Origin of the sequence: Cupriavidus oxalaticus (assembly GCF_038900635.1) — a bacterium.
Taxonomy (GTDB): Bacteria; Pseudomonadota; Gammaproteobacteria; order Burkholderiales; family Burkholderiaceae; genus Cupriavidus; species Cupriavidus oxalaticus_B.
In genome coordinates this window covers 147,518-159,621 of the sequence record NZ_JAYMRX010000002.1, presented here as the reverse complement: position 1 = coordinate 159,621, position 12,104 = coordinate 147,518, and the positions used below count along the sequence as shown (strand labels likewise).

Here is a 12,104-nt window from a genome sequence, read left to right as displayed (position 1 = left end):
TGACTCCCTCTGAATGTTGGCGCGCGTCATGCGGCGGCCTGTTGTTCGTTGTGTTCGTTGTCGCCGGCATCGGTGCCGGCGTTGGCGCTGTCGGCGCTGTCGGCGCTGTCGGCACGGATCACGCCGCTGTCGCAGCGGATCACGCGGTCGGCCACGTGGAAATAGCGGTCGTCGTGGCTGACCGCGACGATGGTCTTGCCGCTGCGCTTGAGTTCCGGCAGTAGCGATTCATAGAAGTAGGCGCGGAATACCGGGTCCTGGTCGGCGGCCCACTCGTCGAGCAGCAACACCGGCCGCGCCTCGACATAGGCCGCCAGCAGCGCCAGCCGCTTGCGCTGGCCCTGCGAAAGCTGCGTGGTCGACAGCAGGTCGTCTCGGATCGAGACCTTGTGGTCCATGTGCAGCCGCTTCAGGAAGGCATTGGCCACCGCGGCGTCGAACTTTCCGTCCGGGCCAACCAGCCGCGCGAACAGATGCGCGTTGGAGAACACGGTGGCGAAATGGCTGCGATACCAGGGCAGTTGCGCCGCCCCTACCGTGGTGCCGGCCAGCGAGACGCTGCCGTCCGTGGGCTGGTACAGGCCTGCCAGCAGCTTCATCAGCGTCGATTTGCCGCTGCCGTTGCCGCCCACGATGAACACGGTCTCGCCGGCGGCCAGCGTCAGCGACACCGGACCCAGACGGAAGCCGCGCTCGTCGCCCTGCCCCGGGTAGTCGTAGCGCACCTCCTGCAGCGCCAGCAGCGGCGTGCCCGGGGCCGGCGCCGTGGCGGCGGCGTTGTGGCTGGCATGCAGCGCAAAGTCCTCCGTGTACGGCGCCAGCCGCAGCGTGTCGATCTTGCGCAGCGCGACGTTGCCGGTCATCAGGATCGGCAGCGTGCCGACCAGGTCGTTGAGCGGCATGCGCAGGAACATCAGCACCAGCACGAAGGCGGTGATGCGCTCGCGGGCAATGCCCAGCGCATCGCCCGCGATAAAGATCGCGCAGGCCAGCCCCAGGATCAGCGCTGCGGTGAACGACAGGCTCAGCACCCAGTAGCGGTCGGCGCGGACTTCATGCGCGCGCGCAAACTCGGCGGCGGGCTCGAAGTCGCGCTGGTAGAAGCTCTGCTTGCGCCAGGCGTTCAGCGCGAGCTCATAGCGGCCATCGATGGCGCCCTGGTAGCCGGCGTAGAGGCGGTCGTCGGTGTCGCGCACGGCCTTCATCAGGCCGCGCATGCGCAGCACCCAGCGCTGCGCCAGCAGCACGCCGCCGCCCAGCACCGCGGCACCGAGCACGAACAGCTGCCACGACAGCCAGCCCAGGTACAGCAGTCCGCCCACCACCAGCACGCCGTTGTAGAACACGAACGGCACGCGGTTGAAGGCCATGCCGATCGAGGCGATGTCCTTGGTCAGGGTGGCATAGACGGTCGGGCCGCCGATGGCTTCGAGGCGCTCGACGTCGGTATCGAGCACGCGCTTGAGCATGCGCATGCGCATGTCGTAGACCACGCGGTGGCCCAGCGCGGTCAGCAGCGCCTGCGAGCCGAAGCCGCAGCCGAACAGAACCGCCAGCAGCCCGAGCAGGATGCCGATACGGCTGGCTTCCAGCACCGCCGGCGCGGCGATCATGCGGTTGATCTCGGCGATCAGCGCGATGCCGGCGAGCGCGCTGCAGGTACCCGCGGCCAGCGCCAGCAACAGCAGGCCGCCAAAGCGGCGGCGCAATGACAGGAACAGGTTCACAGGGTCTCCAGCAGGTCGTTCATGAAGGCGAGGTCGGCGTCGGCATCGCGCCGTCCGGCCTGGTCGATCGCCGCGGCCATGTCGCGCAGCACCGGCGCGGCGAACAGTGCCGGCAGCGCCAGCTCGCACGCCAGCTGCTCGCGGATGCGGGTCTGCAGCCGCACCAGCAGCAGCGAATGGCCGCCCAGCAGGAAGAAGTCGTCGTCGGCGCCGGCCTTGGCCACGCCCAGCACCGCGCACCACAACTCGGCCAGCGCGTGCTCGGTCGGCGTCGACAGCGCGGCCGCGGCGCGCGGCGCTGCCGGCTCCGGCAGCGCCTGGCGGTCGACCTTGCCGTTGGCATTGAGCGGCAGCGCGTCGAGGCGCGTCAGGCTGGACGGCACCATGTAGCCGGGCAGCTGCTCGCGCAGGCGGGCCAGGATGGTGTCGTCGGTCGCTTGCGCACCGGCCACGTAGTACGCGCACAGCCGCGCCATGCCGTCCGGGCCGGGGCGGGCCACGCACACCGCGTGCTGCACACCCGGGCAGGCGGCCAGCACCGCCTCGACCTCCCCTGGCTCGACGCGGAAGCCGCGCACCTTGACCTGGTGGTCACGGCGGCCGAGGAACTCGACGATGCCGTCGGCACGCTTGCGCGCCAGGTCGCCGGTGCGGTAGAGCCGGTCGCCCGCCATGGCGCCGGGCGAGCCTTGCGGGAACGGGTTGGGCACGAAGGCCGCGGCGGTGCGCAACGGATCGGCGGCATAGCCGCGCGCCAGGCCGGCACCGCCGATATAGAGCTCGCCGGCCACGCCCGCGGGCACCGGCTCCAGGCGTGCGTCCAGCACGTAAAGCTGGTTGTTGGCGAGCGGATGCCCGACCGGCGCCACCGCCCACGCGGGCATGCTTTCACCCTCGCCCGCCAGCGCATGCGCGGCGGACCAGACCGTGGTCTCGGTCGGGCCGTAGACGTTGCAGACCCTGGCGCCGCGCGCCAGCAGCGCCGTTGCCAGCTCGCGCCCCAGCGCCTCGCCGCCGCACAGCACGCGCAGGCCCTGCCATGCGGGCGTGGGCTGCGTGACCAGCATCTGCCAGGTGGCCGGCGTGGCCTGCATCACGGTGATGCCGTGGGCGGACATCAGCGCCGCCAGCCGCGCCGGATCGCGCGCGTCGTCGCGCGTGGCGATCACCACGCGCGCGCCGCTGGCCAGCGGCAGGAACAGCTCCAGCCCCGCGATATCGAAGCCCAGCGTGGTCACCGCCAGCAGGCGGTCGTTGCCGTCCATCGGCACCACCGGCGTCATCGCGCGCAGGAAGTTGGCAAAGGCCGCGCGCGAGATCTGCACGCCCTTGGGCGTGCCGGTCGAACCGGAGGTGTAGAGCGTGTAGGCGAGCTGCGCCGGATGGCAGTCCGGCGCGGGGGAGATTGCGGGCGCCGCATGCCACGGCGGCAACGGCGACGTCTGGCCGTCGACCAGCACCACGCCGGCGCTGTCGCCCAGCGCGGCACGCGTGCCTGCCGCCGCCAGAATCAGGCGTGGGCTGGCGTGGCGCAGGATGTGGGCGTTGCGCGCGGGCGGATGATGCGCGTCGATCGGGAGGTAGGCGGCGCCCGCCTTGAGGATGCCCAGCAGCACCGCTACCAGTTCCGGCGTGCGCGGCAGGCAGACGCCGACCAGGGTGTCGGTGTCCACCTGCTGCCCGGCCAGCCAGTGCGCGATGCGATTGGCGCCGGCTTCCAGCTCCGCATAGGTGAGGCTGGCACTGCCGTCGGTGATGGCGATGGCGTCCGGCGTGGCCGCGGCGGCGCGCGCGATGCGGGCCACCACGTCGTCGGCGGCGTCGAGCGCCAGGCCGGTGCCGTTGGCACTGGCAAGCATCCGGGCGCGCTCGCCTGCGTCCATCAGCGGCAGCGCGTCGAGCGGCACGTCGGGACACGCCAGCATTGCGCCGAGCAGATGCTCGTAGTGCCGAGCCATGCGTTGCGCCGTCGCTTCGGCGAACAGCGCGGCATCGTATTCGAGCGTGGCCGACACGCGCTTCGCGCTGGCCTGCAGGTCGAGCGTGACGTCGTACTTGGCGCTGTCGTCGGGCACCGGCAGTGCGCTCGCCTGCAGGCCGGGCAGTGCAAACGACGCGGCTTCGCCCATCTGCAGGTTGAACATCGCCTGGAATACCGGCGTGCGGCTGGGGTCGCGTGCCGGTGCGAGCTTGTCGACCAGCAGTTCGAACGGCAGGTCGGCATGGTCGAGCGCGGCGCGGGCGTCGTCGCGCACCTGCTGGCACAGTGCGCGGCCAGTCAGGCCGGGCGCCAGCCGTGCGCGATAGACCTGGGTGTTGATAAAGCAGCCGACCAGGTCGTCGAATTCTTCATGGGTGCGCGCGGCGTTGGGCACGCCGACCGCGAAATCGGACTGGCCGCTGTAGCGCGCCAGCAGCGCCTGCCAGGCCGCCAGCAGCACGGCGAACGGCGTGGTGCGGCCGCCGCCGGCAGTGCCGCTGCAGTAGTCGCGCAGCGCGGCCGCCACGCCGTCTGGCAGCGTCCAGCGGATGCGCCCGCCCTTGCCCGCCGGGCGCGCCGGACGCGGTGCGTCGAGCGGCAGTTCCAGCGCGGGAATGGCGGTGCCCAGCCGCTGCGCGCAGCGCGCCAGCGCGGCGTCGAGCGCGGGACCGGCCAGGCGCTCGCGCTGCCAGGCGGCGTAGTCCGCGTATTGCACCGGCAGCGGTGTCCAGCCCGGGTCGGTGCCGTCCAGCGCGGCGCCATAGGCGCGTGCCAGGTCGCGCGCCAGGATCGGGTTGGACCAGCCGTCGGAAACGATGTGGTGCATGGCCAGTACCAGCACGTGGGCGCCGTCATCCAGCCGGGCCACGGTGACCTGGAAAGGCGCGGCGGCATGCAGGTCGAACACGCGCGCGGCTTCGCGGCGCAGCAGCGCATCGACCTCGCCCGCGGGCAGGTCAACCCACTGCACGGGTGGCGCCATATTCGCCATATTTGCCATATCGCCGACCAGCTGGCAGGGCTCGCCGTCGCCGGACGAGAAACGGGTACGCAGCACAGCGTGGCGCGACGTCACCAGCGCCAGCGCCCGCTCCAGCGCCGGCGCCGACAGTGGCCCGTGCAGGCGCCACGCGCGCACCAGGTTGTAGGCGGTGCTGTCCGGCGCGTAGCGCTGCAGGAACCACAGCCGCTGCTGGGCGAACGAGAGCGGCGCCGGGCCGTGCGCGGCGCGCGCGCGGATCGTCAAATCGGGCTGCGTCATCGGGTCTTCTCCGGAGCGGCGATGCAGGCGCTGCTGGCCTGGCTGCCTCGACCCACGCAGGCCCGCCGTGGACTCGGCATGGCCGCAAGCGCTTCGCCACCGCGGCGTTGCCACTGCCGACGATGAGGAAAACGCCCGGGTACGGGATTGTCTCTACAAATGTAATTGCGAATATACCTGATAATCATTCTCATCTTCAACTTGAAAGATGGCGTTGAATGCACAAAAACAACGCCGTTCAGGGCTGTCTCTTGTCTGCTCTACTACCGCTACCGCTGTTGCTTGAACTGTTTCCGGGGCCGCTGCGCCAATACGCCGAAGCCGTGGCGGCAGGCCCGCCCGCGCCTGCCGACATCACCATCGCCGCGCTCGGCTCCTCGTCCGCAGGCACCCTCGCCGGGGCGCTGCAGGCCAGCGCCGCGCACCACGGCAGCATCGACTCGCGCGTGACCGGCTCGGTCTGGGCGCGGCATGGCTTTGCGTCGCTGCTGCCCGGCGTGGTCGCCGCCGCCGCGCTGGCGCACCACGTGCTCCCGCTGCGCGACGCAGCGATCCGGGTCGACCGGCACGGCCGCGCCGTGACACTGTTGCTGCCGCATGGCGGCAACGCACTGCACCGAGCGCCCCCGCACCAGCGCTACGGCCCGCTGCTGGACGACCTGCTGGCACCGCTGGTACAGGCGCTTGCCGCGGCCAGCGGCGCGTCGCCGCGGCTGCTGTGGGCCAATGCCGGTGCCGTCATCGCCGAGGTGTTCCGCCATGCGCCCGGCCTGCTGCGGCCGGGCCTGCCGGCCACCGAGGCCACGCTGGCGCACGATGCGGCGTGGCTGATGGACACCCGCATGCGCCCCGACGGCAGCGACAACCCGCTGCATGCGCCGATGCGCGCGCACCGCGTGACCCGCGACGGCAGCACCACCACGCTGTGGCTGCGCCGGCTGTGCTGCCTGCGCTACCGGCTGCACGGCTTCCCGTTGTGCGGCGACTGCCCGCGCCAGCTGCTGCGCTGAAACCATCGCCTCCTGCTCCCCTTACGCCGCCAGCGCGCTGGCCCGGCCTTCGCCGCCGCCGGCGATGCGTGCCGGCAGCTCGGCCAGCGTCGCCTCGGCCAGTGCCGGCAGTGCCAGCAACAGCGCCAGGCATTGCCGTGCGAGGTCCTGCGCCGCGGCGTCGTCAAGCGCCGCCGTGTCGTATTCCACGCGCAATGTCAGCGTTTCGCGCGGGATCACGATGGCGGTCACCGGGTAGCTCATCTGGCCGCGGTTGTCGACATCGCTGAAACGCAGCGCGCCGCGCTCGGTTTCGCGCAGCGTGCTGTCGACCGGGTAGTTCTCGTAGATCAGCATGGTGTCGAACGGCGCCTGTGCCGTGTCGTCGCTGCCCGCGGCCCAGGACTGCAGCCACGCCGGCGGCGCGTGCTCGGTCTCTCGCAGGGCCAGGTTGTCGGCCTGCAGCGCCGGCAGCCACTCGGCCACGCGCAGCGTGTCGGGCAGGTCCTGCACCAGCGGCAGCGTGCTGGCCAGCAGGCCCATGATGTCTTCGATGCCGGGCAGCTCCGCCGAACGCCCCGAACCCACCACCGCCATGCCGACCGTGCGGGCACCAGTGGCCTGGCGCAGCGCCAGCAGCCAGGCAGCCTGCACCAGCGTGTTGACGGTGACATGCTGGCGGCTGGCAAAGGCGGCCAGCGTGCGCAGCGCGTCGGCCTGCACCACTTGCTCGACGGCGCCCATGCGCTGGCCGCGCTGCGCGGGCGCGATCTCGCGGGTGATGCGCACCGGCTGCCGCTGCAGCGGCGCCAGCCGCGTCTTCCAATGCTCGTCCGCGCCGGGCTGCGCCTGCTGCCACGCCACGTAACGGCGCAGCGACGAGGCCGCCTGGGCAGGCAGTTCGCCGTCGTAGCCGCGCAGCACTTCACCCAGCAGCCGCGACATGCTCCAGCCATCCAGCAGCAGGTGGTGCCAGGTCCAGAGGAAACGCCACGCGTCGTCGGCAATGCGCACCAGCGTCAGCCGCATCAGCGGTGCGCGGCACAGGTCGAAGGGTTGTCGGAACTCGGCCTCGCATAGCGCCTGCCATGCCTTATCGTCGGCGGCGGACTGCGGCCGCTTGCCCCGGTCGCCGCGGCCGCGCCAGTCGTGGCGGGTGACCGGTAGCTGCGCCTGGACCGGCACCACCAGCAGGGGCTCGGCCCCGTCAGGGCCCGGCAGCCAGGCCACGCGCGCGCGCAGCACCGGATGGCGCCGCAGCGCAGCCTGCCATGCCGCGACCATGCGCTCGACGTCGAGGCCGTCCATGGTCGCCTGCACCTGCACCATGTACGCCGGCGATGCCGGATGGCGCGCGCCATGGCGCACCATGCCGCGCTGCATCGGCGTCGGCCGCCAGATGTCCTCGATCTCGTCGGCGGCCAGCGCCAGCGTATCCAGCTGCGACTGCGACAAGCCGCTGGCCGGCACGTCCGACGGCGTCAGCCGCGTGGCGGGTTGCGCCACACAATGCGATGCCACGTCGCGCAAGGCCTGGGCGATGCGCGCCAGCAGTGCGTCGATGGTGGCCTCGCGGAACTGGCCGCCGCGATACGTGCAGCGGAACTGCAGGCAGCCATGCTGGACCCGGCCGTCGAAGGCCAGCGGTGCCGGCAACGGGATCCCGGCGGACACGCCGCTGCCGGTGTCCTCCGCCGCCGCCTGCCAGCCGCCCGCGTCGGCACGCAGGCTGCCGTCGAACTGGCCCAGGTAGTTGAACAGCACCTGCGGGGCCGCCGCGGCGGTCCCGAGCACGCCGTAGCCCAGCCCTTGCCGCGGCACCGCGCGCAAGGCTTCCTTGACGCCCGCGATGGTGTCGCCAAGGTCATCGACGCTGGCCAGGCGCACCGGCCAGATGCTGGTGAACCATCCGACCGTGCGGCTGAGATCGAGCGCGGTGCCGGCCGCTTCGGCTTCGCGCCCGTGGCCCTCGACATGGATGCGGACCTCGTCGCGGCCGGTGAAGGCGCACAACGCGCGCGCGAAACCTGCCAGCAGCACGTCGTTGACGCCGGTGCGGTAAGCGGCGTGGGCGCGCCGGAGCAAGGCGTCGGTGGTGGCCGCGTCGAGCGCGAAACTGGCCGTGCGGGCGCCTTCGGCGCGAGGCTGCGACGCGTCGGGTGCATCGGCGGGCAGGTCCAGGTCGCCCTTTGCCACCGCTTGCCAGTAAGCGCCTTCGCCGGCAAACAGCGCGCGCGCCGGGCCGGCCAGCGTGCGGCTCCATGCTGCATAGCTGGCGGCGACCGGAGCCAGCGCCGGTGCCTGCCCGGCCAGCCGCGCGGCGTACGCCGCCTGCAGGTCTTCCAGCACGATGCGCCACGACACGCCGTCCACCGCAAGGTGATGGCAGACCAGGAACAGCCGCTCGCTGCCGTCCGCAACGTGAAGTTGCAGCGCGCGCAGCAGCGGGCCGTGCTCGATATCCAGCTTTCCCTGCTCGGCATCGCAGGCAGCGGTGATGGCCGCCGCGTCGGGCGCTGCGAGCGTCGTCAGCACGAACGCATCGGCGGCTTCCGCAACGGCCTGTTGCCGCCAGCCGTCTTCGGCATGGCTGAAGCGGAAGCGCAATGCCGCGTGGTGGCCGACCACGTCAGCCAGCGCGGCGCGCAACGCCGCCGTGTCGATGGCCCGCCCGGACTGCAGCAATACCGACTGGTTGAAGCGGTTGCGCGCGGCCGCGGCCAGCGGCTGCCCCAGGAACGCGCGCTGCACCGGCATCAGCGGCGCCGCGCCGTGTTCCGCCGCGTCATTGGCGGCATCCTCCGCCGTCACGTCCACGCGCTGCGCCACTTGCGCCAGCGTGGCCACGGTCTGGTGCTCGAACACTTGCCGGGGCGTCAGGCGCCAACCCTGGAGGCGGGCGCGCGCGACGATCTGCAGGCTGAGTATCGAGTCGCCGCCAAGCGCGAAGAAGTTGTCGTGCAGGCCCACCTGCGCGACGCCGAGCACGTCCGCCCACACCGCCGCCAGCATCCGCTCCGGTGCCGACACCGGCGCGGCGTAGGCGGCCTCGGCCTGCCACTGCGGCTCAGGCAGCGCGCGCCGGTCGAGCTTGCCGTTGGGCGTGACCGGCAGGCTGTCGAGCCGCAGCACCGCGGCCGGCACCATGTAGTCGGGCAAGGCCGCGGCGAGCGCGCTGCGCAGCGCATCGGCCTGCACCGTGGCGGGCGCGGCCACGTAGCCGACCAGCCGGGTGCCGGCCGGCGTCTCGTGCGGCAGCACCACCGCCTGGCGCACCTCGGGGTGGGCCAGCAGGTGCGCCTCGATCTCGCCCAGCTCGATGCGGAAGCCGCGGATCTTGACCTGGTGGTCCTGGCGGCCGAGATATTCGATGCAGCCATCCGGGCGCCAGCGCACCAGGTCGCCGGTGCGGTACAGGCGCGCGCCGGCCGCGCCGAAGGGATCCGGAATGAAGCGGTCGGCGGTCATGCCGGCGCGGCCGAGATAGCCGCGCGCCAGCCCTTCGCCGCCGAGGTAGAGCTCGCCCGGCACGCCGACCGGCACTGGCTCCAGCCGGCTGTCCAGCACGTGCGCGCTGCGCGTGCCGACCGGCCTGCCGATCGGCGCATAGGCGCCGGTCACCTGCGCGGCGGCCTCGCCTGCGGCGGCCTTCCACACCAGCGGCGTCACCACGGTTTCGGTCGGACCATAGCCGTTGATGATGTGCTGCGGCCGCAGCGCCTGCGTCAGCCGTTCCACGCCGGCGCGAGGCATGGCCTCGCCGCCGAAGGAATAGAGCCACAGCGGCGGCGGGTTGCCTTGCGACTCGGCCCACGCGGCCAACTGGTGCAGGTAGCGCGGCGGAAAGCCCGCGTGCGTGACGGCGTGGCGGCGCAGCGCGGCGTAGGTCTGCTCGACGCTCCACAGCGTGTCGTCGCGCAGCACGATGCTGGCACCGCTGGCGAGGGGCACCATCCAGCGCTCATGCGCGCCGTCGAAGCTGAACGACAGGAAATGCAGCTCGCGGCTGGCCGCGGTGATGTCGTAGCAGGCGGCCGTGGTGACCACGTGCATCGCCAGCGGACCGTGTGCCACGGCCACGCCCTTGGGCCGGCCGGTCGAGCCGGAGGTGTAGATGACGTAGGCAAGCTGTTCGGCATGGATCGCCACGCCTGGGTCATGTTCGGGCCACGATGCATCGCCGCCGTCGTCGGCGAGCAGCACCGGCAGGTCCGGCGCGACCGGGAAGGCATCGCCCAACGCACGCTCGGTCAGCAGCAGCCGCGGCGCGGCATCTTCCTGCATGTCGAGCAGGCGCCGTGCCGGATAGGCGGGATCGAACGGCACGAAACAGGCACCGGCCTTGAGCACCGCCAGCAGCGCCACCAGCATGCGCGGCGAACGGTTCAGCGCCACGCCGACGCGACACTCGGCGCCGATGCCTTGCGCGATCAGCCGGTGCGCCAGCCGGTTGGCCTGGCGCTCGAGCTCGCCATAGGTCAGGACGTCATCGCCATAAAGCACTGCCGGCGCAGCTGGCGCGCGGCGCGCGTGCGCGGCCACCTGCGCATGCACTGCCACGAACGGCGTTGCCGGGCAGTCGGGCCGGCTCCAGCGTGCCAGTTCGGCGCGCTCGGCGTCGGCGAGCAGCACCGCGATGCCGGGTGTCGTCGCCGGATCGGCCGCGAAGGCCTGCAGCAGGCGCACATAGTGCCCCGCCATGCGCGCCACGGTGGCCGCATCGAACAGGTCGGCCGCGTAGGCAATGCGGCCGCACAGGCTGCCATCGGCCAGTTCGGCCGTGGCCAGGCTCAGCTCGAAGCGCGAGGTGGTGACCGGCAGCTCCAGCGGCGTGACGCGCAGCCCCGCCAGTTGGGGCAGTGCCGCGGCGCCGGCGGTGCGATGGTCGAAGGTGACGTTGAACAATGCCGGCTGGCCGAGGCTGCGCTCGGGCTGCAGCGCCTCGACCAGCAGGTCGAACGGCAGCGACTGGTGCTCCTGGTCCGCGGCGGCCTGCGTGGCGAGCCGTGCCAGCAGGTCGGTGAACGGCTGGTCCGGGTCGACCTCGGCCCGCATCACCTGCATGTTGACGAAGCAGCCGATCAGCGCCTCGGTCTCGCTGCGCTGGCGGTTGGCCACCGGCACGCCGATGCGCAGGTCGGACTGGCCGGTATAGCGGCCCAGCAGCACCGCGTAGGCGGCCAGCAGGGCCATGTTCAGCGTTGCGCGGCGCGACGCGGCGAGCGTGCGCAATGCTTCGGCCACGGCGGCAGGAATGGTGAACACGTGCTCGGCGCCCTCGCCGCTGCGCGCGGCGCGGCGCGGGCGGTCGGCGGGCAGGTCGAGCGCGGCGCCAGTGCTGTCGCCCAGGCGACTGCGCCAGTAGCCGAGCTGGCGCTGGGCCTCGCCGGCCTCCATCCAGTTGCGCTGCCAGGCCGCATAGTCGGCGTACTGGACCGGCAATGGCGGAAGGCCCGCTTGGGTGCCCGCATAGCAGGCGGCCAGTTCGGCAGCGAGGCGGATGATCGACGCGCCGTCGGCGACGATATGGTGCAGCACCACGACCAGCACGTGCGACTGCTCGCTCTCGCGGATCAGCGCCACGCGCCACAGGGGTCCGGCAACGAGATCGAACGGCTCATGGACTATGCGATCGACCGTTGCGTCGAGGCCGTCCGGATCGGCGTCCATGACCGCAAAGGGCGGCGGCAGGCCTTCATGCACGTGCTGGCAGGCAACGCCGGCAGCATCGGTCGGATAGGTGGTGCGCAGCACTTCATGGCGTGCACCGATCTGCGCGAACGCGCGGCGCAGCGCCGCGGCGTCGAGCGGGCCTTCGAGCCGGTAAACGCCCGGCATGTGATAGGCGGTGCCGAGGGGCTCCAGCTGCTGCAGGAACCACAGGCGCTGCTGCGCATACGACAGCGGCAGCGCGCCGGCGCGCGGCGCCGGCACGATGGGCAGCGTGGAAAACGCCACGCCTTTGCCGTGCAGCGCGGCCAGGAAGGCGGCGCGCTGCGCCGGCTCCAGCCGGGCGAAGCGTGCGGCGACTTGCGCGGCGGCTTGCGCGGCGGCTTGTGCGGCGGCTTGTGCGGCGGCTTGTGCGTGCGCGGTACTCAATGCGTCTGACATGGGGGCGGGATCGGTCAATGGATTTCAGGGAGCGC

The 12,104-nt window shown here is 72.2% G+C and carries 4 protein-coding genes; 1 reads left to right on the top strand and 3 read right to left on the bottom strand.

Annotated elements, in window-relative coordinates; genetic code table 11:
- Positions 1–26 precede the first annotated feature (26 nt).
- Together VSR71_RS04910 and VSR71_RS04905 are read right to left on the bottom strand one after the other, a co-directional pair.
- Complete coding sequence (locus VSR71_RS04910) at positions 27–1,727, bottom strand: cyclic peptide export ABC transporter (protein ID WP_342912797.1); 1,701 nt, start codon at positions 1,725–1,727, stop codon at positions 27–29.
- A complete protein-coding gene (locus VSR71_RS04905) occupies positions 1,724–4,969 on the bottom strand; it encodes an amino acid adenylation domain-containing protein (RefSeq protein ID WP_342912796.1) in 3,246 nt (1,081 codons plus the stop codon). Before VSR71_RS04905 ends, VSR71_RS04910 begins: the two co-directional genes overlap by 4 nt.
- 278 nt (positions 4,970–5,247) lie before the next feature.
- Between VSR71_RS04905 and fhuF the strand changes: the two genes are divergently transcribed.
- Entirely contained in the window at positions 5,248–5,979 is a 732-nt protein-coding gene (gene fhuF / locus VSR71_RS04900; RefSeq protein ID WP_342912795.1) for a siderophore-iron reductase FhuF, read from the top strand.
- Positions 5,980–6,000: 21 nt separating this feature from the next.
- Here the strand turns inward: fhuF and VSR71_RS04895 are convergent, their stop codons facing one another.
- Positions 6,001–12,069, bottom strand: coding sequence for an amino acid adenylation domain-containing protein (locus VSR71_RS04895; protein ID WP_342912794.1), 6,069 nt, complete (start codon positions 12,067–12,069; stop codon positions 6,001–6,003).
- Positions 12,070–12,104 lie beyond the last annotated feature (35 nt).